Consider the following 25,079-nt stretch of genomic DNA (forward strand, 5'->3'; position numbering starts at 1 on the left):
GGGCGGCCTCAGGCCGCCTTCACGTGCTCCTCGAGTTCGGCGAAGCCGGGACGCATCTCGCTTTCCATGGTCTTGCGCCCGAACTCAACGGCCACTTGCGGGCTGTACCCCTGAACATTGGCGAGGATGCAGGCCTTGATGCACTGCAGGAACTTGGCCTCTTCCTGGGAGCGGGCCTCCAGGGCGGCGGCGGTCGGACCGACGAAGCCGTAGGCCAGCAGGATGCCGAGGAAGGACCCGACCAGGGCCGCCGCCACGTTCATGCCAATTTGTTCGATTGAGCCGCCGAGCGCGCCCATGGTGTTCACGATGCCCAGAACCGCGGCCACGATACCGAAGCCGGGCAGGGCGTCCGCCACGCGGTTCACCGCGTGGCTGGGGCGTTCGGATTCCTCGTGGTGGGTTTCCAGATCGACGTCCATCAGGGCGTCCAGTTCGTGCGGATTCATCGAGCCGGAGATGATCAGGCGCATGTAGTCAGTGATGAACTCGACGGCGTGATGGTCCTTGAGTACCCGGGGATGGGCCTGGAACAGGGCGCTCTCCTGGGGCTCCTCGACGTCGCCCTCGATCCCCATCAGGCCTTCCTTGCGGGCCTTGGTGAACAGTTTGTACATCAGCGCCAGAAGATCGAGGTAGTCATCGCGCGAATACTTGGCGCCGCCTTTCAGCAGCTGGGGAAGCGACTTGAGGACGGTAATGACCACGCGGAAGGGGTTGGCGATCAGAAAGGATCCCAGGGCCGCGCCGCCGATGATCATGTACTCGTACGGCTGCCACATCACCATGATGTTGCCGCCATGCAGCACGAAACCGCCGAACACACCGCCGGTCACAATGAATAAGCCGAGAATGTACTTCACTGATGGGGTTCCGGGATGTTGGCTCGAATGATGATTCTGCGGGCCGGTTCACAGTGCCGCAGTTGCTATAGTGACGGGCATAACCATAACGACTCCCCTGCGCGAGGTACAGCATGTCCCTGGACAAGGACGCGCCCTATATGGACGAAGCCGCACGCCTGACGGCCGTGGAATGGCCGATCCTCGAGGCGAGCGATGCGGTGTTTGCCGACCCCGACGCCCTGGTCGAACGCTCGCTGCGCGAGCTGGCGCGCTACGCCGAACGCGACCCCGGCCTGAGCCTGCGCCTGATTCTGCGTGCGAACCGTTCGCGCCGCGGCCTGCGCCAGGAAGTGCATGCGGTGGGGGATGCGATTGCCATGCTGGGGTTGCAGAACGTCCATCAGGAGGCCGCCGCAGCCCCGCGCGTCGAGGACGTCGTCACTCAGCCGCAGGCCTATCGCGAGATGGCGGCGCAATCGCGGTTGGCGGCAATGATCGCGATCGAGATCGCGCGCGCGCGGCACGATACCGAACCGGGCGAGCTGGCCCTGGCCGCCTTGTTGAACCAGCTCGGCCTGCTCGCCCTGCTGGTGGAGGGCGAGCCGCGTCTGTCCCGGCTGCTGGAGATCCTCGAGCTGAATGCCCTGCCGGACGAGGCCAGTTACACGGCGCTGGGGTACGCAACGGACGACCTGTCGCGTGCGATGGCGGAACAAATGGAGCTGCCGGAACTGGTGCAGGGGACGCTGCGGGCGGTGAATGCGGCGCATCACCGGGCCTTCGAGGTGATGGTCGCGAGCGCCGTGGCCTGGCAGGTATTCCGCGGCATGGATACCGCGCGCGGCGACCGCGACCTCGGGCTGCTGGCCGGGTTGATGGGTGTGACCGACAAGGAGGCCGCGGACCGGATCAGCGCGGTGATCGAGCGTTTCAACGAGGATGTCGCGGTCTACCATCGTGAACCGCTGGATCCGCAGACACCCGGGCGGGTCTGGTTGCGCGAGCCACATCGGCCGCGCCTGGCCCTGATGCCGCGGGCCGACCTGCTGGAAGAGGGAATTGGCGCGCTCGAGAAAGAGGAAAACCGCGAGGTGCGCGTACGGCGGATGCTGCGGGTGATGCAGTTCGGTGTGGGCCTGAACCGGGTGGTTTTCGCCCGTCTGTCCCGGGATGGCGAGACACTGCGTGCCGAGCACCTGGTCGGCACGCTGCACGAGCCGGAGTTCAGTCACTTTGTGATCAACCGTGCGGCGCTCGGGCCGTTGGCGCAGGTCCTGGAAAATGACACGCCGCAGTGGTGGGACCGCAAGCGCATCCATGAGCAGATGCCCCCGGCTGTACGCAAGCTGACCGGCGGGGCCGACTGTCTCGTCGCGCGCCTGTGCGACGGCGAACGAGTGCTGGGCCTGGTCTACGCCGACCGGCGTTCGCGTGACCTGGAGCTGACCCCGTTCGCCTTCGAGGGCTTTCGGCGTGTGCTGGCCGCGGCGTCGCGGCCCGTTGAACTCCGGTAGGCCGCCGCCGGGTGCGGTTCAAGTTTGGGGCGTCCGGGTCGATACCTGCGTAAGAGCGGATGTATCCGCCGGGGATAATCCTCGAGAGCGCGGGTCGCAGCGAACGACACGCGCGAGTTTTGGTTGTCGGACACGTCCTGTTCGACACACAAGAATAAGGAAGTACGGCATGCGCAAGAATCTGCCCGTCACCCAGACGGAGTATTCGCTGGATCGGCACGGGGATCTGATCTCGGCCACGGACGAAAAAGGCCGTATTCGCTATGCGAACGACGACTTCGTCGAGGTCAGCGGCTTCGATTGCGAGGAGTTGGAGGGGGCCGCCCACAACATCGTTCGCCACCCGGACATGCCGGAGGCGGCCTACGCGAACATGTGGTCGACCCTGAAGGCCGATGGGGCCTGGATGGGTATCGTCAAGAATCGGCGCAAGAGCGGCGATCATTACTGGGTGGACGCCTTTGTTACCCCCGCCTACGAGAACGGGCGCAAGAGCGGCTACGAGTCGGTGCGGGCGATCCCGGAGCGTGAACATGTCGCACGTGCCGAGAAGGTGTATGCCGCGATCAACCGGGGCCGGACCTTCGCGCGGCGCTGGTATCACGGCCTGACCTGTCGCCTGGCGGGTACCTGGATCGTGGGCGTCCTGCTGGCGCTCGCCGTCGTGTTCTTGGCGTCGTCGCCTTTGGTGCAGGCGGCCCTGCTGGTGCTGATCTTCGCCGTCGGCGGTGTGGCTTCGCTGGTGTTTACCTCCGGGGTACGCCAGGCGGTCAATCGCGCCCAGGCCCAGTTCAACAACCCGGTAATGGAGGCGATCTACACCGGGCGGCGCGATGACAGCGCCTCGCTGGAACTGGTACAGCGCTTCGGCGAGGCCAAACTGCGCACCGTGCTGGGCCGCATCGAGGACAAGGCCGAGGCGGTGAATGACGATGCGCACTCGATGGCCAGCAGCGTGGACCAGACCGCCTCCGGTGTGGAGCGCCAGCAAAACGAGATCGACCAGGTCGCCACGGCCATGAACGAGATGACCTCGACCATCCAGGAGATGGCGAGCAACTCCGCCCGCGCCGCCGAGGCCGCGAACAACGCCGAGAAGGAAACCGGGGCCGGTCAGGAGGTCGTGAACGACACCGTTTCCGTGATCAACCGCATGGCGGCGGAGGTCGAATCCACGGCCGAGAAGCTCGGCAAGCTGGAGGCGAGCACCGTGGAGATCGACAAGATCCTGAGTGTCATCCGCGCGATCGCCGAACAGACCAACCTGCTGGCGCTGAACGCGGCCATCGAAGCCGCTCGTGCGGGCGAGCATGGCCGGGGTTTCGCCGTAGTGGCGGACGAGGTTCGCAGCCTGTCGCAGCGCACCGACGAATCCACGGTGACCATTCGCAACATGATCGAGAGCCTGCAGTCCGGGGCGCGCGAGGCGATGTCCGCGATGCGCGCCAGTCAGGAGCGGGCCGCCGACGGGGTGGAGAAGGCCCGGGCCGCCGGCGACTCGTTGACCACCATCCGCAAGGCCGTCGGCCAGATCACCGAGATGAACACCCAGATCGCCACGGCGGTCGAGGAGCAAAGCGCAGTCTCCGAGGAGATTAACCGCAACGTCACCTCCATTCGCGACGTGGCCACCGAGACCGGCTCCGTCTCCGCTCATGCCCGCGACGCCAGCGCGCGCATGCAGGCCGAGGCCGCCGAGCTGAAGGCGCTGATTCACCGCTTCGAACATAAGTAAGCTCGGCGCCGATTACGGGGTATGGCGTTGGCCGGTACGGTGCGCCGGTGGGAACGGTCGCGCGGCGTCATGACCTGCTGCTCGGGCGATGCCACCGGTGCGCAAAATCTTCTGGCGGGCGGTTGCAGCGCCCAATTCTGGCACCAAATTATGGGCTCTTACTCTCGTCATCCCGGCCGTAGCGCAAAAGGCTTGCCACGTCATCCCGGACACCGCGCAGCGGTGATCCGGGATCTCCCGGGATGGCCCCAACGTTGGAGATCCCGGCTCTGCGCTTCGCTACGGCCGGGATGACGAGGGAGGGTGGCGTGCCGTTGTTGGGCTTTTCACCACAGAGCCCATGGAGGGCCCGAAGAAGGTCAGGGGTGATCGACAGGAAAACGCGAAGATCGGAAGAGGGATTGGGATAAACCGTAAAGGGCGTTGCAGGGGGCCGTGCTAGCCAGTGCCCCACACTCCAATAACCCTTCCCATCTTCCAACCGTCCTGTGATGCGCTTTTGACCTGGCTCTTCTTCGAGCCTTCGTGCGCTTCGTGTTGCACGTGAGCGTTACGCGGTCTGGCGGTAGCGGCGTTCGATGTAGGCCTCGACACGGGCCTGGAATTCCTCGGCGATGTGGTCGCCCTTGAGGGTGACGGTCTTCTCGCCGTCCTCGTAGACCGGGGCGACCGGCTGTTCGCCGGTACCGGGCAGGGAGATGCCGATATTGGCGTGCTTGCTCTCGCCTGGGCCGTTGACCACGCAGCCCATCACCGCGACGGTCATCTCCTCCACGCCCGGATAGCGCTCCTTCCAGGTGGGCATCTGGTGGCGGATGTAGGTCTGGATGTCCTGGGCCAGGTGCTGGAAGTATTCGCTGGAGGTGCGCCCGCAGCCAGGGCAGGCGACCACCGACGGCAGGAAGCTGCGCAGCCCCATGCTTTGCAGAATCTCCTGCGCGACCAGGACCTCGCGGGTGCGGTCGCCGCCGGGCTCTGGCGTCAGCGAGATACGAATGGTGTCGCCGATACCCTGCTGCAGCAGTACCGACAGCGCGGCGGTGGAGGCGACGATGCCCTTGGCCCCCATGCCGGCCTCGGTCAGGCCAAGGTGCAACGGGTAGTCGCAGCGTGTGGCCAGGTCCTGGTAGACCGAAATCAGCGGCTGCACGCCGCTGACCTTGGCCGACAGGATGATGTGGTCATGTGGCAGGCCGATGCGCTCGGCCTCGGCCGCGCTCTCCAGCGCCGAGGTGATCAGGGCTTCCTGCATCACCGCCTCGGGTTCGAGGGGTTCGGCGCGCTCGTTGTTCGCGTCCATCATCCGCGCGAGCAGGGCCTGATCCAGGCTGCCCCAGTTCACGCCGATGCGCACGGGCTTGTCGTACTCGCAGGCGGTCTCGATCATTGCGGCGTACTGGCTGTCGCGCTTCGAGCCGCGGCCGACGTTGCCCGGGTTGATGCGCAGCTTGGCCAGCGCCTGCGCGCATTCCGTGTATTGAGTCAGCAGCTTGTGGCCGTTGAAGTGGAAGTCCCCGACCAGCGGCACGTCCAGTCCCATCGCATCCAGGCGTTCGCGGATCTCCGGTACGGCCTTCGCCGCGGCCTCGGAGTTCACCGTGATGCGCACGACCTCGGAGCCGGCGCGCGCAAGTTCCGCCACCTGCACGGCGGTGCGCAGGGCATCGGCGGTGTCGGTGTTGGTCATCGACTGCACCATCACTGGGTGGTCGCCACCGACGGTGACGTTGCCGACGCGGACGGGCACGGTCTTGTGGCGCTTGGGAATCGTATTCATCAGTATGCGCGGGCGCGAGGTATCGGTGCGCGGAGTGTAACGCAGCACCGCGTTGCTGCCGAGACGCCGCTGTCTTCCCGGGGTTGGACCTTTTCACGGGTGCTGTGCCGCCACCCCCCCCCCCGTCATCCCGGACGCCGCATCGCAGCGATCCGGGATCTCCACGGTCAGGCGGTTTCCCCGGCGCTGGAGATCCCGGCTCTCCGCTTCGCTGCGGCCGGGATGACGGGGTGGTCTGCCCACCCGCAGGTGGGGGGCGATCAGCGTTTCAGGCCGGCCCTCCAGGGCTGGAAGGTGTGCTCGAGCGAGGCGCGGCTGGCCGCATGCCGGGCCTCGACGCGCTCGGCGATGGCTTGCTGCCAGGCCAGGCGGGTCTCGGCGTGCAGGGCGTCCAGGGCCTCGTTCAGGGCCTGCTCCAGGTCTTCGCGGTGGCGGGTCTCGTCGAGCCGCAGGAGCAGCCAGTCCACGCCGACGATGGTGGCCCCGCCGGCGGTGATTCCGCAGCCCAGCGAGAACGGGCCACTCCAGGCGCAGACCCCGGCGCCAATGGCACCCGCGCGTCCGGCGCGACCGAGGCTGCGCGCCAGCCCCGCCTGCGTGGCGCGGGCGGCCAGCCGGGCCTGTACTGCGCGGGCGATTAGCGGGGTCGCGAGCCCAGTGCCGGCAGCGGCCGTGGCCGCCAGGCCGGTGCGCTGATCGAAGCGCTCCAGGTCAATGTCCAGCGCCGCATGCAGGGCGTGGCCGTGTTCGATCTCGACGGCGGAAGTCCCACCAGCGCGCGGTGGCGGATTCGGGATGCGTCCATCGGCCAGGCGATCCGCCAGCTCCAGACGCCAGGCGTCGCGGACCTGGCGTTGTTGCTCGTCCAGGCCCCATTCGACGTGGGTGGCCAGATCCTGCAAGGCGTGATCCCACAGCGCCTCGGGCAGGAGGCGCTCACGCAGCATCCGTGTGGGGGCGTCCGGCTCGGCGTCGCCCAGCCACTGGGTCCCGCGTAGCCAAAGACGCATGTATTCGGCGCCCAGCGAGAAGTACCAGTCTGCGACCTCGGGGATGCGGTCGCGCAGTTCCGCGAAGCGGGTATCGAGTTCGACATCCACGCGGCTCTGCCAGTGGTCTTGGGCCTCGGAATCGCCGGCCTCCAGCCATTCAAGCGTGAAGCGTTCCAGGCGGGTGAGCCGGTCGTGATCGACCTGGTAGCGCTGTTCGCCGAGTTGCAGGGTCAGCGGAGCGGCGTCTTCCCAGGTTCGGGGTTCGTGCTGGCTGGCCAGCCACAACAGGGTGGTGCTGGCCAGCAGGGTCAGGGCCGCCCAGACCCAGGCCGCCCGCCATCTCGGCGCTGTGTTTTGCCAGCCCGTTGCTGCCGTCATCGCCGGTTTCCGGTGGGGGGCTGGAGGCGGAGCGGCGTCATGGGGCGGCCCAGGCTACTCGATAACCGGGGCGTTGCGCGGGTCGCCCAGCGTGTCGTTCGCCGGGCGCAGCGGCAGCAGGCCGTTGGCCAGCAGCAGGAAGCCGAGTGCCAGGAAGGCCTGTTCCGCGAGAACCAGCAGCCAGCCGAGCAGGGCCGGCAGGGACTCCACGCCCTGCGGGAACCACTGCTGGCCCAGCCACAGGCGCAGGGCGTCCTGGGCGGCGGCGAGTTGCAACCCGGCCTCCAGCAGGTGGCTGCGCGCGGCCTCCTGGTGGACCAGGAACCAGACCGCCTGTTCCAGCGTGGCGCCGGTCAGGTCGGGATAGCGGGCCAGCAGGGCCAGCGCCAGCAGCGCGACGATCAGCAGCGTGCCGGCGACCCGCAACGCCCCGCGGCGGGCCAGTTCCGGTGCGAATTGCGGATGGGCATGGCCGCGCAGCAGCCGGGCGAGGATCGCCTCGGTCGTCACCAGCACAAAGCCGCCAATCAGCAGGGCGGCCCAGACCTCCTGCGTCGGGATGCGCGCCAGCGTGATCAGCAGCAAGCCACCCAGCAGCGCGCCGACAATGAGATGGCGCAGGGCCATCAGCGGGCCACCGCGCAGGCGCCGGGGCCACTGGCTGGTCGGCTCCAGGTAGCCGCGCAGGAACGCCGCGCGCCGCACCCGGTGGCGGCGGAAGCCGCCATGGGCGATCAGCAGGGTTACGCCGATCCACAGCGCGACCACCCCGGCCTCGGGCAGGACCCGCAGGTTCATGTGCATCAGCCAAAGCCCGATCACCAGAAGCGTCACGGTAAAGGCATGGCGCAACTCGATATGGCGGGTCGGGAGCGGGCTGGATGCGACGGACGAGGATGAACGGGACACGGGGGCTCCAGAAGGATGTGCACGTCCTGATGGTAGCAGGCGCCGGGGATGTCGCTCGGTGTTCCGGTTTCGTTCAGCCGGAGGCGTTATAACAGCGGCATGACTTGTACTCGTCTCTCTCGATGCGGCCCGCCGGCCGTGCTTGGTCTGGCGGTGTGGCTGATGCTGTGGTGGCCGGCCTCTGTGGCCGCGGAGGAACTGCGCCTGCATGCCGTGTTCGGGGATCGGGCGGTGCTGTCCGTGGGGGACGAGCGCGCCGTGGTCTCTACCGGCGAGAGCGGGCCGGGCGGCGTGCGGGTCCTGCGCACGGGGCCCGGCGCGGCGTTAGTGGAGTACGGCGGCAGGCAGCATGAGCTCCGGGTGCAGCAGCGCGCGGCGCCGGCGCGGCCGGTCGGGCCGGCGGAGGGTGGTGCCGAGGTCCGGGTGCATCGGGATTCGCGCGGGGATCACGCGCTGACCGCGGGGGTGAACGGCACGGCCGTCACGGTCGTCGTCGATCCGCAGGCCGACTCGGTCCTGTTGCGCGCGACAGATGTCGAGAGGGCCGGGATCGATGCGGACCAGGGACGTTCGGTTCGCATCCGCGACGCGCGGGGCACGCAGCATGGGCAGCGCGTCCGGATCGAGCAGTTGCAGGTGGGTACGCTGCGCCGTTCGGGGGTCAGTGCGATCGTGCTGCCCGACGATGCGCTGCCGCGCTCGCGTCTGGGCCGCAGCTTCCTCGAACATTTTGTGGTTGAGACGGACGGCGATGCAGTGGTGATCCGCGAGCGCGAACGTGCGCATTGAGCGGTATTTCCTTAGGATGACGCCCGTCATGGTCCCCGGAAATCCTGCATGCCGCTGATTCGGCGCCACCCCGAGAACGCGCCGGTCCCGCGGCGCGAGATCTTCGGCTGGGCGATGTTCGACTTCGCCAATCAGGCCTACACACTGCTGATCATTACGGTGATCTTCGGCGACCTGTTCACCCGCGTGATCGTCGGCGATGCCCCGGACTATCGCCTCGGCAACCTGCTGTGGAGTGTGGCCCTGGCGGTCAGCTATGCGATGGTGATCGTGGCGGCCCCGTTTGCCGGGGCGATCATGGATGCCACCGCCTCGCGCAAGCGCTTCCTCGCCGCCTCGTGGGTGCTGACGATCATCACCACCGCGTTGTTGTACTTCGTCGAGCCGGGGCTGGTGTTCTTCGGTATGGCCCTGATCATCGCCTCCAACTTCGGTTATGCCATCGGCGAGTCCTTCATCGCCAGCTTCCTGCCGGATCTGGGTCCACCGGAGAAACTCGGCTGGATCTCGGGGCTGGGCTGGGGGCTGGGGTATATCGGCGGGCTGGTGGCGACGGCCTTTGCCCTGGGGCTGCTGGGCGAGGTAAGCGCGGAGAACTTCGAGCGCATCCGCTGGGTCGGGCCATTCGCGGCCGCGTTCTTCCTGGTCTCGGCGCTGCCGACCTTCCTGTTCCTGAAGGAGCGAGGCACCCGCCGGCGCATGGCCCGCAACGTCCAGCTGGGGCTCGGCTGGAAGCGGGTGAAGGCCTCGCTGGTCACGCTGCGCGAGCGCCGCGACCTGCGCGCGCTGTTCGTCTCGATCTTCTTCATGATGGCCGGGATCTACATCATCATCGCCTTCACCTTCATCTACGGTGCGCAGGTGATCCAGTGGGACGAACCGACGCGCGTACTGATGTTCGTGGTGACCCAGGTCACCGCGGTGATGGGGGCGGTGGGCTTCGGCTTCCTGCAAGACCGCGCGGGGCCGGTGCGCATCTATCGCATCACGCTGGCGCTGTGGGTGTTGGCGGTACTGGCAATCTTTGCCACGCCCGCCATCGCCCAGTGGCTGAGCGTGCTGCTCGGCCAGCCGGTGGAGGCGCAGATGGTGTTCCTCGGTGTGGGCGTCCTGGCCGGGCTTTGCCTCGGCTCGGCGCAGTCCGCCGGGCGTGCATTGGTGGCGCTGATGGTTCCGGCACGCGAGGCCGGGCGCTGGTTCGGCTTCTGGGGGCTGTCGTCCAAGGCCGCGGCGATCTTCGGCCTGCTCGGTATCGGCCTGCTGCAGGTCTGGCTGGGCCTCGAGAACGCCATCCTGTTCTGCCTGTTCCTGTTCCTCGCCGCGCTGCTGGCGTCTATTCCCATCCGCCTGGCCGACCGCCGCCGTGCCGAGTCTGCTTGATCAAACACGAAGTGCACGCAGGCACGAAGAAGGTTAATAAGGGCGGCTGAACCACAGAGTGCACGGAGAAATGGGATGGTGGTTCTTGCGGGTGAGAAGGACGGTAAGTGATTCAGCCAGAACCGTGGCGGGAAGTTGATGCGTTTCGCTTCGCTCAACGACATCCTACCCGGCGCGAAACCTTCTTCGGCCTTCTCCGTGTGCTTCGAGCCCTCGGTGGTCCAATCGCCCTTCGTCGTGCCTGTGTGCGCTTCGTGGTGAGAATTCAGAGAGCGACGGGCACAAAGGGCTATTCGGTGGCGTGGTGGGTGGTGGTGGCGCCGCGGTCGAAGCGGCCTTCGTAGAGGCGCAGCAGGGCCGGGATCACGAACAGTACCAGCACGGTGGCGATGGCCAGGCCGAAGACGATGGAGATCGCCATCGGGATCAGGAACTGGGCCTGGACCGAGCGCTCGAACAGCAGCGGCGTGAGGCCGGCGATGGTGGTCACCGAGGTCAGGATGACCGCGCGCAGGCGTTGGCAGGCGGCCTCGACGATCGCCTCCTGCATGGCGAGACCGGCCTCGCGCAGGCCCTGGTAGAAGCTCACCAGGATGATCGAGTTGTTGACCACGATCCCGGTCAGGCCGAACAGGCCGAACAGCGACAGGATGGTCAACTCCACATTCAGGATCCAGTGCCCGAGCAGGGCGCCGAGGATCCCGAACGGGATGATCGCCATCACGATGAGCGGCCAGCCCCAGGAGCCGAAGACCCAGGCCAGGGTGATGTACATGAGTCCCAGCGCCAGGATCAGGCCCGTGCGCATGTCGGCGAAGGTCTCGGCCTGGTCGGCTGCACGCCCCTCGAACGAGTACTCGATGCCGTAGCGTGCCGCGAGGTCGTCCAGCGGGCCGTCCTCCAGCGCGGCGCGGATGCGTGCGGCGTTGTTCACGCTGCGGTCCACCTCGGTGGAGACCTGGATGGCCAGACGGGTGTCGGCATGACGCAGGGTCTCGAAGCCCTGGCGCGAGCGCAGATCGACCACGCTGCCCAGCGGGGCGAATTCGCCACTCGGCAGACGCAGGTTCAGCCGCTCCAGGCTCTCGCTGGAATGGCGCTCGTGGTCCGGCAGGCGTACGCGCACCTCGACCTCCTCCAGCCCATCCTGGTAGAGCTGGGCCAGGTGGCCGTCGAAGGCGTCACGCAGCTGGGCGCCGACGGATTCCGTGGTCAGGCCCAGGGCGCGACCCTCCGGATTGACCTGGAACACCAGCTGTTCGCGGCCGAACGGGGTGTCGTCGTTGGTGGCGAAGGTGCCGGCGAAGTCGTCGAAAATATCCGCCAGTTCCAGAGCCGCGTTCTTCAGCACATGCGGGTCGTCGCCGGTCAGGCGGACCTCCAGGTCGCGTCCGGGCGGACCGGTCTGGCGTTCGTCGATGCTGAAGTTCTCGATCCCCGGGGCCTGGCGCACGCGTTCTTCCCAGGCCTGGATGAACTCGCGGTTGCGGACCTCGCGCTGCTCCGGCGAGGTCAGCTCCACCTGGATGTTGCCGAACTGGTCGCCGCGCGGGGCATTGCCGTCGCCGGGGTCGATGCCGCGTCCGAGGCGGGTGACCGAGGCGCGCACCAGGTTGCCGCCGAGGTCCTGTTCGGTCTCCGCCAGGGCCTCCTCGACGTGGATCAGGAAGGCCTCCACCCGCTCCGGCGGGGTGCCGGCGACGAAGTTGACGCCGGCATTGACGATGGTGCCCTCGGGCGACGGGAAGAAGGTGAAGCCGATGCGCCCGCTGGCGGCCAGGCCGATGGCCAGGATCAGCGCGCCGACCGCCAGTGCCAGGGTGGTGCCGGAGTGGTTGACCGAGACCGTGACCGCGCGGCGGAAGGCGCCGTTGCGGAAGCCCTCGAAGCCGTTGTCGAAGCGCTCGCGCAGGCTGCCCGGGCGCGGCGGCTTGAGCCGGTGCATCACGCCCTTGAGGTGCGCGGGCAGGATCAGGAAGGCGATCAGCAAGGTGGCGATGATCACGCAGATCACCACCAGCGGGATGTCGAACAGGATGTTGCCGATGATCCCGCCGATCAGCATCAGCGGCAGGAATGCGGCCACCGTGGTCAGCGAGGCGGCGATCACCGGACCGACCATGCGCCGGGCGCCGTCGCGCGCGGCGCGGCTGGCCGATATTCCGCGCTGGTGCAGGCTGTAGGCGTGCTCCGAGACCACGATGGCGTTGTCGACGATGATCCCCAGCGACATGATGAAGCCGAACAGCGAGATCATGTTGATCGAGCCGCCGACGACCCACAGCACCACGAAGGCGGCGGTGAAGGCGATCGGGATGCCCAGCGCCACGCGCAGGGCAATGTGGCGGTTGAGGAACAGGAACAGGATTGCCAGGACCAGCAGCAGACCGCCCAGGCCGTTCTTCAGCAGCAGGGTGATGCGCTCGGACAAGAGCTCCCAGAAGGCGTCGGTGACCTGCAGATCAACCCCCGGTGGCAGCGCGGGGCGGGTCTCGGCCAGCCAGTCCTCCAGTATCTCCGCGGCCGCCAGGGAATCGCCGGTCTCCGAGCGCAAGAGTTGCATCTCGATCGCGCGCTGGCCGTTGGCGCGGACGCGTACCTGCCCGTCGCGATGACGCAGCTCCAGGGTCGCGATATCGCCCAGGGTCAGGCGCCCGAGCTCGCCGTCGCCGCGCAGCACCAGGCGCTCGAAGCTGACGATGTCACGCGCCTGTTGCAGGCTGCGGATCTGGCGCGCGGTGTCGTCGCGCCCCACCGAGCCGGCCGGCAGGTCCTGCGCCATGGCGCGGATCTGCTCGCCGATGTCTGCGAGCGTCATGTCCAGGCGGTAGAGCGTCGCGGACGGCACCTGGATGGCCATTTCGTCCGCGGTCAGGCCGGTGAACTCGATGCGCGCGATGCCCGCGTCCAGCAGCTCGCGCTCGAACTGACGCGCGAGGATGCGCAACTGCTGCGGGTCCTCGGGGCCGGTCAGCAGCAACCGCGCTACCGGCTCGTAGCGGATGATGCGGGTGACCACCGGGGTCTCCGCGGCCTCCGGCAGGTTGCGCTGCTGGTTCACGCGGTCGTTGACTTGCTCCAGCGCCAGGGTCATGTCGGTCCCGGCCTCGAACTCCATGGTGACGACGCCGACGCCCAGCGCCGAGGTGGAGGTCATGTTGCGCAGGCCGTCGACGGTGCGCAGGTCCTGCTCCAGCGGGTCGACGATGGCGCGTTCGACATCCTCCGCGCTGGCCCCGGTCCAGGGCACCTCGACGGTGACGAAGTCGAGCTCGAAGTTGGGGAAGAACTGGGTGTTCAGCTTGCTCAGGGCAAACGCACCCGCCAGGATCATCAGTGCGATCAGCAGGTTGGCGGCGAGGCGATGCTCCAGGAACAGCTGGATCGGGCCGCGCGGGGACGAGTCGTTGTCCCGCGCGCCACCGCCGGGCATCGGCTGCCCGGACGCCGGCGCGGGGCCGGGTTCGGACTCGCTCATTGCACGGAATCCTGGGCTTCGACCTCGACCCGCAGGCCGTCAACGGCATTCGGCAGGCGGGTGGCGATCAGGGTGTCGCCAGCGGTGATCGCGTCGCTGCGGATCAGGGCGAGGGTGTTGCCGTCCGCGTCGATGAAGTCGCCCAGGCGCTCCACTTGCAGGGACTCCAGGCGCCCTTCAACCACGCGGAACACGCGATCGCGTCCGAACAGCGACTCGAACGGGACGGCGAGGCTGTCAGCCTCCTCGGGCAGCTGCAGGCGAAGCTCGACGAAGCGGTTCAGCGGCAGCTGCTGGCCCCCCGAGCGGACCTCGAATACCCCGCGCATCCCGGATTCGCCGGTGCGGGTCTCGCCCTCCAGGCGTGCCAGCTCCGTTTCGATTTCGTGGCCGCCGACCATGGCGCGTGCGGGGAGGCTCGTGCCCGCCTGCAGCAGGGCCTCGACCCGGGCGATCAGGTGTTCCGGGAGGCTGGCGCGAATCTCCAGATCGTCCACGGCGTACAGCCGCAGCAGCGGATCCCCCGGCCGGGCGCGTTCGCCAGTGGCGACCTCGACCTCGACGACGCGGGCGTCGAAAGGGGCGCGGATGGTGGTGCGCTCCAGGTCGATTCCGGCCTGCGCCTCGGCGGCGCGGGCCCGCGCCAGGCGGGCCTCGGACTGGGCCAGGCGCATCGGGGCATCGGCCACGGCCTGCTCGCGGCTGTCCACGGTGATGCTGGCCTGTTGCAGGCGTTCGCGGGCGGCATCGACGTCGGCTTCGGAACCGAGGTTGCGTCCGCGCAGGTCGCGGGCCCGCTCCAGGCCGCGTTCGGCAATCGCCAGCAGTTCGCGCTCGCGTTGCAAGGCCTCGCGGTCGAAGCGGGCGCGCAGTTCTTCGCTCTCGACTGCGCCTTCCAGCTCCCGGCGTTCGGCCTCGCGCTGGTCCAGCAGGAGCTGGGCCTCGCGCGGGTCGATGCGGATGAGCGTGTCGCCCGACGCCACCCGCTGCCCTGCGCGCGCCGGCACGTCTTCGATTTCTCCCTCGACCGCGGCACGCAGCAGCGCATCGCGGGCGGACTGGCTGCGTCCGTTCAGGATGATGCCCGGCCGGTGGGTGCCGGGCTCGGCGGTCAGACCCTGCACCGGCCAGGTGCGTTCGCTGGCCTCCGGTGGCGGGGCCGAGGGCCCGGTCGCGCGCAGAATCATGAAGCCCACCACCGCGACGGCGAGGATCAGGACAGGGAGGATGGCTCGGCGGAGGGCGCGCGGCATGAGTATCTCGATTGTGTTCGCGGTACTGGCAAGTCGGGTGTGGCTCGTCGCTTGGAGACGCGCGCGGGCCGGAGGTTCCCGCAGCGGGCCACATCATACCATCGCGGTTTGTGAGGGAACCCCCGCGGTTGCGGTCGGTCCCTGTTGTGCCAATATTACGGTTTGCTTAAATGAGGATAAAGGCGATGAAGGGATCCAAGCTGTTTCTTGGCGGCCTTTTGGCGGCGGGTTTGCTGGCGGGCGGCGTTGCGGCTCCGGTCCTGGCCGAGGAGCCGCAGATCTGCGAGTGCCGCGATGGCCTGGAGATGGAGGGGACGCCGTGGATTCGCCTGATGCCGGGCGACATGACGGGTGGTTACTTCGTGCTCCGCAATAGCGGCGATCAGGATTATCGGATCGTTGCGGCGGAGGCGCCCATCGCGAAGGTGGTGGAGCTACACGAGCATGCTCATGTGGATGGCGTGATGCGCATGCGTCAGGTCGACGGCCTGGAACTCCCGGCTGGCGAGACCCTGGTGCTGGAGCCGGGCGGACTGCATCTGATGTTCATCGGCCTGCACGAGCCGCTGACGGCGGGGGACTGGATCCCGGTGATCCTGGAGTTTGCCGACGGCGAAACCATGGCGATTCATGCCCGGGTGCAGCGGGGCGAGGGTGCCGGTGAGGGCCACTCCCGCGGGCACATGATGGACGGAGATGCTCGCGGCATGGACCACGAGGCCGGGCACGACGGGCACTGAAACGGACGCTGCGTACCCGTTGGGTACACAGCGTTTCGGCCTTACTGGTTGGCGGGCCGGGTCGGGATCTCGACGTCGGCGTCTTCGCGCAGCGCCTCGAGATACTCCTGGATGGCGCGGCTTTCGAGGATCTCGATCAGCTCGGCGCGCACGTCTTCCAGTTCCGGGACCGGGGTATCGCGGGTTTCCTCTAGGCGGATGATGTGCCAGCCGAAGCGGCTCTCGACCGGTTCCGCGGTGGTCTCGCCCGGTTCCAGCGCCATAGCCGCCTCGCTGAACGCGGGGACCATCTGTTCCGGAGCGAACCAGCCGAGTTCGCCACCACGGGCCGCCGAGCCCGGATCGGTGGAATGGGCTTCGGCCAGTTCGGCAAAGTCCGCGTCGGCCTCCAGCTCTTCGAGCAGTTCGCGGGCGCGTTCCGCCTCTTCCACCAGGATGTGCCGAGCGCGATATTCGGTGCCGCGGATCTGTTCGATCTGGCGGTCGTACTCCGCCTCGAGGTCCGCCTGGGTGATGTCGAGCTCTTCGGTGATGCGCTCCATCAGCAGCGAAGCCAGCAGGTTGGTCTCGACCATGCGCAGGATGCGCCGGGTCTCGGCATCAGTATCCAGCCCGCGGGCGACCGCCTCCTGACGCAGTAATTCAAGGCTGATCAGCTCCTCCAGCGTGCCGTCGCTCTCGGCCGGTCCTGGGTCCTCGTCCATGCCGGCGTAGGCGAACAGGTCGGCGCGGGTGATGGCTTCACCGTTGACGATGGCGACGGTATCGGCGTCACCGGTATCCGTGGTGATGTCGTCAGTGGTGGAGTCCGGCGTGGCCTGTTCCTGCGTGTCGCAGGCGGCGAGCAGGCCGGCGAGGGCCAGGGCGCCGAGGGCTGTGGTCAGGATGCGCAGCTTCATCAGAACACCTGCTTGAATGGGCGTACATCGACCGTGGTGTACACGCCCGCGGCCACGTAGGGGTCGGCGTCGGCCCATTCGCGTGCGGCATCCAGCGAGGGGAACTCCGCGACGATCAGGCTGCCGGTGAAGCCGGCCGGGCCGGGGTCGTTGCTGTCGATGGCGGGGCACGGGCCGGCCAGGATCAGGCGGCCGTCGTCGCGCAGGGCCTGCAGCCGGGCGACGTGTTCCGGGCGCGCAGCCAGGCGCGCATCCAGCGAATCGGGGGCATCCTCGCCCTGGATCATGTACAGCATCGGCATTCTCCTCGGTAAGGGCATCATTCTAACGATGTCGGCGGCCGGATGCCGTTAAGGAGACGCTGATTGAATCGCGCGCTCGCGTTGGTGCCCCCTGTTTTCCGAGACAAGGCGCGTCGAGCAGCGGGTAGTGGTTCTACCCGCAAGCGGCGCAACGCAGGATCGGGGAACAGGGGGCACCAACCCCACAAACCATTGAACGTAGGGGCTCGGCCGCTTTTGTGCGCGAACAGCGTTGCGGTTCCTTTGTGCAGAGTGACTGCACGGCAGTCACCGCGCCTTGTTCGCACGCAAAAGCGACTCGAGCGCGAGCGCACGATTCAATCAGCGTCTCCTTAAGGGCTCGTTCTTATGGGTGCGCCGATGGATGCGCTACACTGCGCGGCCGATCACCGCACCGACTTGTCCCATGATCTCGATCCACCCCGATAATCCCCAGCCCCGGCTGATCCGGCAGGTCCTGGACCAGCTGCAGGAGGGGGCCGTCATCGCCCTGCCGACGGATGCCTGTTACGCGCTGGCCTGCCTGCCGGGGGACAAGACCGGGGCGGATCGCATTCGCCGCATCCGTCAGGTAGACGAGACCCATCACCTGACGCTGTTGTGCCGCGATCTCTCGGAACTGGGCGTGTACGCGAAGGTGGACAACACCGCCTTCCGTCTGATGAAGGCCCTGACCCCGGGGGCCTACACGTTCATTCTGCCCGCCACCCGCGAGGTCCCGCGACGGCTGCAGCACCCGAAGCGCCGTACTATTGGCATGCGCGTGCCGGCGAGCCCGATTGTCTCGGCGCTGCTGGAAGAGCTGGGGTCTCCGCTGATGTCGGCGACTCTGCAACTCCCCGGGGATGAACACCCGTTGAGCGAGCCGTGGGAAATCGAGGAGCGCCTGGGCAAGGTGGTGGATATGGTGATTGACGGCGGTGCCGGGACCCTGGAAGCCACCAGTGTGGTGGATCTCACCGGTGACGCGCCCGAGGTGATGCGGCATGGCCTGGGCGATGTGGGATTCCTGGATGAATAGCCCCGGCCGACGGCGGGGATCACGGCGCGGCATGGCCGCAGGGAGGCGCAATGCGTAAGTGGGTGGTTCTTGCGGTGGTGGTGCTGGCAGTGGCGGCCATCTGGCCGGTGGTGATCGGCACGCAGGTAGAGGGCACCGTCGCCGAGACACACGAGGCTCAGCTTGGCGAGGTGTATCTGCGCCACGAGATGCTCGAATACGAGCGCGGCTATCTGGGGGCCAGCGGCCGCAGCCGACTGATCCTGGAGGACCCTGACGGCCGCTTCGAGATCCCCCTGGTGCACGACGTTCGCCATGGTCTGCTGGGTGCACGCGGCGACTCGTTCGTGGACCTGGATACCCTGGTGGCACCGGCGGATTCCCTGATCGGGCACCTGCTGCGCTCGTTGGATCTGCAGGTACATTCCCGGTCGGGGATCGGCGGTGGCGTGACTACCCGCGTTACGTTCGACGACCTGCGCATGGACCTGATGACCGTGCCCGAGGTGGCCGAGTACGCGGGCACGGATACCCCGGTATGGCTGGATCTCGCGGCCGGCCAGGGGCGCTTCGCCTGGTCGTCCGAGCAGATCCTGGTGAGCCTGGACCTGCCGGCGCTGACGCTGTCCGACGAGAGTTTCTCCTGGGAGGCACGCGATGCCCGCTACGCCACGGTGTTCGAGGCCGACGCCGACGGTGTCTTCGGGCGCCTGCCGGACTACGAGGGCGGCCTGGCGGCGGCGCTGATCGAATTGCGCGAGGGCGAGGCGACCCGCCTGCGCGTGGAACGCCCGCGCCTCGACGCCTTCCAACAAACGAACAACGACCGCATGGATTCGCGTCTGCGGCTACAGGTCGATCACGCTCGCGTGGATGACGGCGCCGGGGATGCCTTGACGCTGATGGCGCTGGACCTGCAGGCGGGCATCCTGCGCTGGGATCGTCCCAGCCTGCTGGAGCTTCTGGCCGAACTGGAGTCGATCGAGGCGCGCGGCATCGAGGGCGAGCAGCGCAATGCCCTGATCGGTTCGGCGATGATCGACGCCCTGGGTGGCATGATCGAACACCAGCCGGCGATCCAGTTGAAGGCGTCGCTGAACGGGGAGCCGCCGCGCCAGCTCGCGCTGGACGCCGAGCTCGGCCTGCATGGCACGCAGCAAAGTCTAACGACCCGCCCGCTGGAAACCCTGCGGCTGGACAGCGATCTGCGACTCGGGCTGGAATGGGTGGCCGAATTCGACGCTGCGTATCCCGATATCGACCTGGACGCGCAGCTGCATGCCCTGGCCGCGGATGGCTGGGTCCGTCGCGATGCCGAGGCAGGCTACTGGCACGGCACGCTCGCGATGGCGGACGGCCGCGTGCGGATCAACGACGTGGATCGCACGGCGATGCTGCTGGCCATGCTGTTCGCCTTGTCCGGCGGCATGTTCTGAGACGACTGACCGGGCGTGGACGCGCCCATTTTATTCTGAGAGTAAGGGATAGATTCCGTGAGCAGTAACCAGGGTACCAACCAGCGCGTGATCTCCGGCATGCGCCCCACCGGGCGCCTGCATCTGGGCCACTACCACGGTGTGCTGAAGAACTGGATCGAGTTGCAACACAACTACGAGTGTTTCTTCTTCGTCGCCGACTGGCATGCGCTGACCACCCATTACGAGGATCCGGGTGATCTGCAGCAGCATGTGACCGAGATGGTCATCGACTGGCTGGCGGCTGGGGTGAGCCCGGGCTCCGCCACGCTGTTCGTGCAGTCGCGCGTGCCGGAGCACGCCGAGCTGCATCTGTTGTTGTCGATGATCACCCCGCTCGGCTGGCTGGAACGGGTGCCGACCTACAAGGACCAGCAGGAACAGCTGCGCGAGAAGGATCTGGCGACCTACGGCTTCCTCGGTTATCCGGTGCTGCAGAGCGCCGACGTGCTGGCCTACCGCGCCGGCATGGTCCCGGTGGGCGAGGACCAGGTCTCGCACCTGGAGGTGACGCGCGAGATCGCACGGCGCTTCAATCACCTCTACGGCCGCGAGCCCGGCTTTGCCGAGAAGGCCGAGGCGGCCGCCGACAAGATGGGCAAGAAGGCCGCCAAGCGTTACCGCGACCTGCGCAAGCGCTTCCAGGAGCAGGGCGAGGAAGAGTCCCTGGAGGTTGCCCGGGCCATGCTCGATTCGCAGCAGAACATCTCGCTGGGGGATCGCGAGCGCCTGTTCGGGTACCTCGAGGGTGGCGGCAAGATCATCCTGCCGGAGCCGCAGCCGCGCCTGACCCCGGCCTCGAAGATGCCGGGGCTGGATGGGCGCAAGATGTCCAAGAGCTACGGCAATACCATCAGCCTGCGCACCGAGCCGGCCGAGGTGGAGAGCCTGATCCGTACTATGCCGACGGATCCCGCGCGGGTGCGCCGCACCGATCCGGGTGATCCGGAAAAGTGCCCAGTGTGGGACCTGCACAAGGTCTACACCGATGCGAGCCAGCGCGAGGAGCTGCACGCCGGCTGTACCACGGCCGGCATCGGCTGTATCGACTGCAAGCGCCCGCTGATCGAGGCGGTGCAGGCGGAGCTGGAGCCGATTCAGCAACGTGCGAAGGAATACGCCGAGGATCCGGCGCTGGTGCGCTCCATCATCGTCGAGGGCTCCGAGGCCGCCCGCGAAGAGGCCCGCGAGACCCTGGAAGAGGTGCGCCGGGCCATGGGCCTGGACTACCTGCGATGAATCCGAGTCAGAGGCATGGACCCGTACGCTGACTCGAGCGACGACCTCGAGCGCCCCGCGACCGTCGAGACCGGCGCGCACGGGGAGGTGCTTTATCGGGTGCATGGCGAGCCGGTGGCGGAGCTGCCGGCCGATCTCTATATCCCGCCCGACGCCCTGGAGGTCTTCCTCGACTCCTTCGAGGGGCCGCTGGATCTGCTGCTGTACCTGATCCGCCGTCAGAACCTCGACATCCTCTCGATCCCCATCGCCGAGATCACCCGGCAGTACATGGGTTATATCGAGGTGATGCAGGCCCTGCGCCTGGAGCTGGCGGGGGAATATCTGGTGATGGCCGCCCTGCTGGCCGAGATCAAGTCGCGCATGCTCCTGCCGCGGCCGAAGGAGGCCGAGGCGGACGAAGATGCCGACCCGCGCATGGCGCTGATCCGACAGCTGCAGGAATACGAACAGTTCAAGATCGCCGCCGAGCGGGTGGATGCCCTGCCGCGCATGGACCGCGATGTGTTCGCCGCCGGCGCCAGTGTCGAGGCGCTTGAGGGCCCGCCGCCGCCCGGCCCGACGCTGGACGAACTGATGGAGGCGCTGGCGGCGGTGATGCACCGCGCCAGTCTGATGGCGCACCACCATGTCTCCACCGAACAGCTGTCGGTGCGCGAACGCATGTCGAACATCCTCGACAGCCTGCATCCCGAGCGTTTCACCGACTTCGTGACCCTGTTGCTGGTCGCCGAGGGGCGCCAGGGGGTGGTGGTATCGTTCCTGGCGGTGCTGGAGCTAACCAAGGCCGGGCTGGTCGAATGGGGCCAGAGCGAACCCTACAGCCCCATCCGGCTGCGCCGGCGCGGGGCGCCCGTGGGAGACGAAGGGGGAGAGCCGGCGTGAGCGAACCCACTGGATCGGATGTGCAGATGCCTGCCGGGACCGTCGATGACGAGCAGTTGCGGGCTGTCGAGCTGGCGGTCGAGGCCGTGCTGTTCGCGGCTGCGGAACCGGTGGCGCCGCGCGACCTGAAGGCCGCCTGCGAGGACCTGGGCGAGATCGATCAGGCCTTGCTGGAACGGGCGCTTGGTCGTCTGCAGGAACACTATAGCGATCGTGCCATCGAGTTGGTGCGTTCCGCCGGCGGGTATCGCTTCCGCGTGCGTTCGCGTTTCTCCGCGACCGTGCAGGCCGCCCAGCCCGAGCGCCCGGCGCGGCTATCGCGGGCACTGCTGGAGACGCTGGCGATCATCGCCTATCGCCAGCCGGTCACCCGCGCCGAGATCGAGGCCGTGCGCGGGGTGGCGGTCAGTACCGGGATCATGCGCACGCTGCAGGAGCGCGAGTGGGTGCGGGTGGTGGGGCACAAGGAGGTGCCGGGGCGACCGGCCCTGTACGCGACTACTCGTAGCTTCCTCGACGATCTGGGTTTGCAGCGCCTGGAGGAACTGCCGCCGCTGGACCAGATTCGCGATCTCGCGGATGTGGCCTCCGACGCGGGCCTGAGCCTGTCGTCGCCGGACGCAAAGGAAGACGCCGGTCCGGGCACGAACCAGGGTCTCGACTTCGATGGCGGGGATGCCGATCCGGAGCCGGCACCCCCGACGCACTCACTCTGAGATCAGCACTGGGCCGTTTCGGCCGCTTCCGGGCAGTCGTGCTGCACCAGGCGGTCGTCGTCCAGCCATTCCATGATGCCGTCAGTCACGTTGTAGATGTTCTCGTAGCCAAGGCCGTCGGCCAAAGCGCGGGCGAGAGCGCCGGTGCGGTTGCCCACGCGGCAGATCAGCACGACGTCCTCGTCAGGCTTGACCAGGTTGGTGAACTGCTCGCCAAAGGCCGGGTTGAGCTCGCCGTTCTCGTCGAAGGCGGTAATGCGGTGGCTGCCCTCGATCACTCCGGTCTCCGCCCATTCGTCCGGACGGCGGATGTCGACGATGGTCGCGCCTTCGCGGATCTTCTCGGCCAGGCCTTCGTTGTCCAGCCCGCTAAAGGGCGCGCGTTCGACTTCGAGGATCTCGACCTCGAAGCGCAGGGTCGCGTTGGACGGGATGATGTTGCCGGCCCCACGTTCGCCATAGCCGAGTTCCGGCGGGATGACGATCTCGCGCTTGCCGCCCTCGCGCATGCCCATCACGCCCTGTTCGAAGCCCGGGATCACCTGGCCCGCTCCCAGCGTGAGCGCAAATGGTGCGCCGGACTCGCGGCTGGAATCGAACACGCTGCCGTCCTCTTCCAGCGACCCGGTGTAGTGCAGGATCGCGGTGTCATGCCGCACGATCCCGGGCCCCTCGCCGGGTTCGATTTCGTGGGTCTCGATGGATGCCGTGGGCTCCGCGCTGGCAATGCCGCCTGCGAGCAACGAGCCGATCAGCGCCACTGCGAATATAATAAATCCTGAATATGCGAAATGATAAAACGTGATCTTCATTATGTAGCGTCCGTTTATATTAAAAAGGGTTAATACAAGATTGCGATCAGCAAGTTGCGAGATCCAGTGGGCCGCTATTCTACACCGCATGTCGATGATCGAATACAGGCGTTATGTAGAAGTTTCTGGATCGTGTAAAAAATCCCTATTTTTTATTGCAGGCTTTGAAGGGCTTTGCTACAAGTCCAAATGGCTGTCCCTAATGAGAGAGAGGCAGTACACGAGATTGTGTTCCGAGAACAAGCCGGAGGCTGGCAAATGACTGACCACAAGAGCGATGGTTCCGAGATGGACCGCAAGTCCGAAGCAGAAATCAAGGAGACCGAACAGCTGACCGCGACGGGCGCCGCCCGTCGCGGCTTCCTGGGTCGCCTGGGCAAGGGCGGTGCCGCCCTGGCCGTGATGGGTCTGGGCGCGGAAACCGCCATGCAGACCATGTTCCAGCGCAGCACCCTGTCCAGTGCCGTGGCCGCCGGCATCGAAGGCTTCCACGTGGAGGGCAAGGTGGACGGCGTTATCTGGCTGAATGACCGCCCGATCAACGGTGAGCTGCCGCCGCATCTGCTGCACGACGAAGTGACCCCGTTCCCCAATATGTTCGTCCGCAACAACGGCGTTCCGCCGGAGAAGGCCGGGATCGACGCATCCGCATGGACCCTGACGGTCCACGGCGAAGCGGCGAACGAAGAGAAGTCCTACACCATTGCGGAGCTCAAGGAGAAGTTCGAGCACCACACCCTGCAGATCTGGATCGAGTGTGGCGGCAACGGGCGTGCCGCGTTCGAGCCGTCCCCGCGCGGTAACCAGTGGGATCTCGGTGCGATCGGCTGCCCGACCTGGACGGGCGTGCGTCTGCGCGACGTGCTGGAAGACGTCGGTTACGACGCCGACAAGGCCGAGTACATTGGCTTCAAGGCCGGTGACGCTCACCTGAGCGGCCGTGATGACCTGGATGCGCTGTCGCGTGGCTGCCCCATGCGCAAGGCCGTGGAAGACGAGACCCTCATCGTCTGGGCGATGAATGATGAAGACATCCCGGAACAGCACGGCTACCCGCTGCGCCTGATCACCCCGGGCTTCCCGGGTTCCGCCAGCGGCAAGTGGCTGACCGAGATCCTCGTCCGCGATCGCGAGCATGACGGTCAGGGCATGACCGGCCACAGCTATCGCGTACCGCGTCATCCGGTGGAGCCGGGTGCCGACGTGCCGAACGAGGACATGGTCGTCCTCGAGGAAATGCCGGTGAAGTCGCTGATCACCTATCCGGAGACCGGTGCCGAGGCCTCCGTTGGCAGCACGCTGAAGGTCGCGGGCAAGGCCTGGGATGGTTACGGCGATGTCGAGGAGCTCCATGTCTCGACCGACTTCGGGGTGACCTGGCAGAAGGCCGACCTGAAGCGTCCGGTGAACAAGTTCGCCTGGCAGACCTGGGAGGCGGATATCGAGTTCTCCGAACCCGGTTTCCATCAGGTGTGGGCCGTGGCCACCAACAGCAAGGGCGATCGTCAGCCGATGGTGCTGCCGGGCTGGAACCCGCGGGGCTATGGCAACAACAAGGCCCACCACATCGACGTCCGCGTCAAAGCCTGAGGAGTACCAATGAAGTCGAAGATGGTCCTGTTGTTGCCGGCCATCCTCGGCCTCCTCTGGGTGGCACCCGCATTTGCGGGCGACCACGTCGAGGCCGCCGAGGAGTACAAGACCGACTCGGAAACCGGGCTAATCAAGGCCCCGGGATTCGATACGGTCAAGAACAATTGCACGGTATGTCACTCGGCCCGGTTGTTCACCAGCCGTGGATACACGCGCAAGATCTGGCTGGAACAGATCCGCTGGATGCAGGACACCCAGGGGCTCTGGGAGTTTTCTCCCGAGGTGGAGGAAGAAATCCTGGATTACCTGGAAACCTTCTACCCACCGAGTTGATCGTGACACGGTGAAGACAAAACGCCCCGGGTTTC

The 25,079-nt window shown here is 67.1% G+C and carries 21 protein-coding genes; 12 read left to right on the plus strand and 9 right to left on the minus strand.

Going from position 1 to position 25,079, the window contains the following annotated elements; translation table 11 throughout:
* Positions 1 to 8: 8 nt before the first annotated feature.
* Positions 9 to 863 carry a flagellar motor stator protein MotA gene (motA, locus tag D578_RS0112750; protein ID WP_018950328.1) on the minus strand — a complete coding sequence of 285 codons (855 nt, stop codon included), beginning with the start codon at positions 861 to 863 and terminating at the stop codon, positions 9 to 11.
* A 113-nt stretch (positions 864 to 976) separates the two neighbouring features.
* On the opposite strand from motA, the gene D578_RS0112755 reads away from it, so the two are divergent.
* The gene (locus D578_RS0112755) at positions 977 to 2,359 is read left to right on the plus strand and encodes an HDOD domain-containing protein (RefSeq protein WP_018950329.1); all 1,383 of its coding nucleotides are present in this window, start codon (positions 977 to 979) and stop codon (positions 2,357 to 2,359) included.
* Positions 2,360 to 2,528: 169 nt separating this feature from the next.
* A complete protein-coding gene (locus tag D578_RS0112760) occupies positions 2,529 to 4,094 on the plus strand; it encodes a PAS domain-containing methyl-accepting chemotaxis protein (RefSeq protein ID WP_018950330.1) in 1,566 nt (521 codons plus the stop codon).
* A gap of 550 nt (positions 4,095 to 4,644) precedes the next feature.
* Here the strand turns inward: D578_RS0112760 and ispG are convergent.
* The 3 genes from ispG to D578_RS0112775 all read right to left on the minus strand — a co-directional run bounded on the left by ispG (position 4,645) and on the right by D578_RS0112775 (position 8,150).
* Positions 4,645 to 5,871: a flavodoxin-dependent (E)-4-hydroxy-3-methylbut-2-enyl-diphosphate synthase gene (gene ispG / locus D578_RS0112765; RefSeq protein WP_026289340.1), complete on the minus strand. Its 1,227-nt coding sequence runs from the start codon at positions 5,869 to 5,871 to the stop codon at positions 4,645 to 4,647.
* 260 nt (positions 5,872 to 6,131) lie between these two features.
* The gene (locus D578_RS0112770; protein WP_018950332.1) at positions 6,132 to 7,241 is read right to left on the minus strand and encodes a hypothetical protein; all 1,110 of its coding nucleotides are present in this window, start codon (positions 7,239 to 7,241) and stop codon (positions 6,132 to 6,134) included.
* A gap of 54 nt (positions 7,242 to 7,295) precedes the next feature.
* On the minus strand, positions 7,296 to 8,150 hold the full coding sequence (locus D578_RS0112775) for a hypothetical protein (RefSeq protein ID WP_018950333.1): 855 nt from the start codon (positions 8,148 to 8,150) through the stop codon (positions 7,296 to 7,298).
* 162 nt (positions 8,151 to 8,312) lie between these two features.
* On the opposite strand from D578_RS0112775, the gene D578_RS0112780 reads away from it, so the two are divergent.
* Both D578_RS0112780 and D578_RS0112785 read left to right on the plus strand, forming a co-directional pair.
* Positions 8,313 to 8,939 carry a TIGR02281 family clan AA aspartic protease gene (locus tag D578_RS0112780; RefSeq protein WP_026289341.1) on the plus strand — a complete coding sequence of 209 codons (627 nt, stop codon included), beginning with the start codon at positions 8,313 to 8,315 and terminating at the stop codon, positions 8,937 to 8,939.
* Positions 8,940 to 8,987: 48 nt separating this feature from the next.
* The gene (locus tag D578_RS0112785) at positions 8,988 to 10,319 is read left to right on the plus strand and encodes an MFS transporter (protein ID WP_018950335.1); all 1,332 of its coding nucleotides are present in this window, start codon (positions 8,988 to 8,990) and stop codon (positions 10,317 to 10,319) included.
* A 289-nt stretch (positions 10,320 to 10,608) separates the two neighbouring features.
* On the opposite strand, the gene D578_RS0112790 is transcribed toward D578_RS0112785, so the two are convergent.
* Both D578_RS0112790 and D578_RS0112795 read right to left on the minus strand, forming a co-directional pair.
* Positions 10,609 to 13,797, minus strand: coding sequence for an efflux RND transporter permease subunit (locus D578_RS0112790; protein ID WP_018950336.1), 3,189 nt, complete (start codon positions 13,795 to 13,797; stop codon positions 10,609 to 10,611).
* Positions 13,794 to 15,050, minus strand: coding sequence for an efflux RND transporter periplasmic adaptor subunit (locus D578_RS0112795; RefSeq protein WP_018950337.1), 1,257 nt, complete (start codon positions 15,048 to 15,050; stop codon positions 13,794 to 13,796). The genes D578_RS0112790 and D578_RS0112795 overlap by 4 nt, the downstream gene beginning before the upstream one ends.
* 185 nt (positions 15,051 to 15,235) lie before the next feature.
* Between D578_RS0112795 and D578_RS0112800 the strand changes: the two genes are divergently transcribed.
* Entirely contained in the window at positions 15,236 to 15,790 is a 555-nt protein-coding gene (locus tag D578_RS0112800) for a copper chaperone PCu(A)C (RefSeq protein ID WP_018950338.1), read from the plus strand.
* Positions 15,791 to 15,831: 41 nt separating this feature from the next.
* Here D578_RS0112800 and D578_RS0112805 read toward each other — a convergent pair whose 3' ends face one another.
* Both D578_RS0112805 and D578_RS0112810 read right to left on the minus strand, forming a co-directional pair.
* Positions 15,832 to 16,689, minus strand: a complete 858-nt coding sequence (locus D578_RS0112805) for a peptidylprolyl isomerase (protein WP_018950339.1) — start codon at positions 16,687 to 16,689, stop codon at positions 15,832 to 15,834.
* A complete protein-coding gene (locus D578_RS0112810; RefSeq protein ID WP_018950340.1) occupies positions 16,689 to 16,985 on the minus strand; it encodes a YciI family protein in 297 nt (98 codons plus the stop codon). The genes D578_RS0112805 and D578_RS0112810 overlap by 1 nt, the downstream gene beginning before the upstream one ends.
* Before the next feature lie 412 nt (positions 16,986 to 17,397).
* Between D578_RS0112810 and D578_RS0112815 the strand changes: the two genes are divergently transcribed.
* From D578_RS0112815 to scpB, 5 genes are read left to right on the plus strand one after another with little or no spacing between them, the layout of a single operon-like run.
* Positions 17,398 to 18,012, plus strand: a complete 615-nt coding sequence (locus D578_RS0112815; protein ID WP_018950341.1) for an L-threonylcarbamoyladenylate synthase — start codon at positions 17,398 to 17,400, stop codon at positions 18,010 to 18,012.
* A gap of 50 nt (positions 18,013 to 18,062) precedes the next feature.
* Positions 18,063 to 19,427: a DUF945 family protein gene (locus D578_RS0112820; RefSeq protein WP_018950342.1), complete on the plus strand. Its 1,365-nt coding sequence runs from the start codon at positions 18,063 to 18,065 to the stop codon at positions 19,425 to 19,427.
* A 57-nt stretch (positions 19,428 to 19,484) separates the two neighbouring features.
* Entirely contained in the window at positions 19,485 to 20,705 is a 1,221-nt protein-coding gene (locus tag D578_RS0112825; protein WP_018950343.1) for a tryptophan--tRNA ligase, read from the plus strand.
* 15 nt (positions 20,706 to 20,720) lie between these two features.
* Complete coding sequence (locus tag D578_RS0112830; RefSeq protein WP_018950344.1) at positions 20,721 to 21,590, plus strand: ScpA family protein; 870 nt, start codon at positions 20,721 to 20,723, stop codon at positions 21,588 to 21,590.
* 26 nt (positions 21,591 to 21,616) lie between these two features.
* The gene (gene scpB, locus D578_RS0112835; RefSeq protein ID WP_018950345.1) at positions 21,617 to 22,306 is read left to right on the plus strand and encodes an SMC-Scp complex subunit ScpB; all 690 of its coding nucleotides are present in this window, start codon (positions 21,617 to 21,619) and stop codon (positions 22,304 to 22,306) included.
* A 2-nt stretch (positions 22,307 to 22,308) separates the two neighbouring features.
* Here the strand turns inward: scpB and D578_RS0112840 are convergent, their stop codons facing one another.
* Entirely contained in the window at positions 22,309 to 23,118 is an 810-nt protein-coding gene (locus tag D578_RS0112840) for an FKBP-type peptidyl-prolyl cis-trans isomerase (protein WP_231364120.1), read from the minus strand.
* 258 nt (positions 23,119 to 23,376) lie between these two features.
* Here D578_RS0112840 and D578_RS0112845 point away from each other — a divergent pair, with 258 nt between their 5' ends.
* Positions 23,377 to 24,708 (plus strand): sulfite oxidase, encoded by a 1,332-nt coding sequence (locus D578_RS0112845; protein ID WP_018950347.1) that lies wholly within the window; start codon positions 23,377 to 23,379, stop codon positions 24,706 to 24,708.
* 9 nt (positions 24,709 to 24,717) lie between these two features.
* Entirely contained in the window at positions 24,718 to 25,044 is a 327-nt protein-coding gene (locus D578_RS0112850; protein WP_018950348.1) for a hypothetical protein, read from the plus strand.
* The last annotated feature ends 35 nt before the right edge of the window (positions 25,045 to 25,079 follow it).

It is taken from the genome of Thioalkalivibrio sp. ALMg11 (assembly GCF_000377905.1).
Lineage (GTDB): Bacteria > Pseudomonadota > Gammaproteobacteria > Ectothiorhodospirales > Ectothiorhodospiraceae > Thioalkalivibrio.

Coding starts and splice junctions, on each gene's coding strand:
- D578_RS0112755 (WP_018950329.1), top strand. CDS start 977: ATGTCCCTGGACAAGGACGCGCCCTATATGGACGAAGCCGCACGCCTG.
- D578_RS0112760 (WP_018950330.1), top strand. CDS start 2,529: ATGCGCAAGAATCTGCCCGTCACCCAGACGGAGTATTCGCTGGATCGG.
- ispG (WP_026289340.1), bottom strand. CDS start 5,871: ATGAATACGATTCCCAAGCGCCACAAGACCGTGCCCGTCCGCGTCGGC.
- D578_RS0112770 (WP_018950332.1), bottom strand. CDS start 7,241: ATGACGGCAGCAACGGGCTGGCAAAACACAGCGCCGAGATGGCGGGCG.
- D578_RS0112780 (WP_026289341.1), top strand. CDS start 8,313: ATGCTGTGGTGGCCGGCCTCTGTGGCCGCGGAGGAACTGCGCCTGCAT.
- D578_RS0112785 (WP_018950335.1), top strand. CDS start 8,988: ATGCCGCTGATTCGGCGCCACCCCGAGAACGCGCCGGTCCCGCGGCGC.
- D578_RS0112790 (WP_018950336.1), bottom strand. CDS start 13,797: ATGAGCGAGTCCGAACCCGGCCCCGCGCCGGCGTCCGGGCAGCCGATG.
- D578_RS0112795 (WP_018950337.1), bottom strand. CDS start 15,050: ATGCCGCGCGCCCTCCGCCGAGCCATCCTCCCTGTCCTGATCCTCGCC.
- D578_RS0112800 (WP_018950338.1), top strand. CDS start 15,236: ATGAAGGGATCCAAGCTGTTTCTTGGCGGCCTTTTGGCGGCGGGTTTG.
- D578_RS0112805 (WP_018950339.1), bottom strand. CDS start 16,689: ATGAAGCTGCGCATCCTGACCACAGCCCTCGGCGCCCTGGCCCTCGCC.
- D578_RS0112810 (WP_018950340.1), bottom strand. CDS start 16,985: ATGCTGTACATGATCCAGGGCGAGGATGCCCCCGATTCGCTGGATGCG.
- D578_RS0112815 (WP_018950341.1), top strand. CDS start 17,398: ATGATCTCGATCCACCCCGATAATCCCCAGCCCCGGCTGATCCGGCAG.
- D578_RS0112820 (WP_018950342.1), top strand. CDS start 18,063: ATGCGTAAGTGGGTGGTTCTTGCGGTGGTGGTGCTGGCAGTGGCGGCC.
- D578_RS0112830 (WP_018950344.1), top strand. CDS start 20,721: ATGGACCCGTACGCTGACTCGAGCGACGACCTCGAGCGCCCCGCGACC.
- scpB (WP_018950345.1), top strand. CDS start 21,617: ATGCCTGCCGGGACCGTCGATGACGAGCAGTTGCGGGCTGTCGAGCTG.
- D578_RS0112840 (WP_231364120.1), bottom strand. CDS start 23,118: ATGAAGATCACGTTTTATCATTTCGCATATTCAGGATTTATTATATTC.
- D578_RS0112845 (WP_018950347.1), top strand. CDS start 23,377: ATGACTGACCACAAGAGCGATGGTTCCGAGATGGACCGCAAGTCCGAA.
- D578_RS0112850 (WP_018950348.1), top strand. CDS start 24,718: ATGAAGTCGAAGATGGTCCTGTTGTTGCCGGCCATCCTCGGCCTCCTC.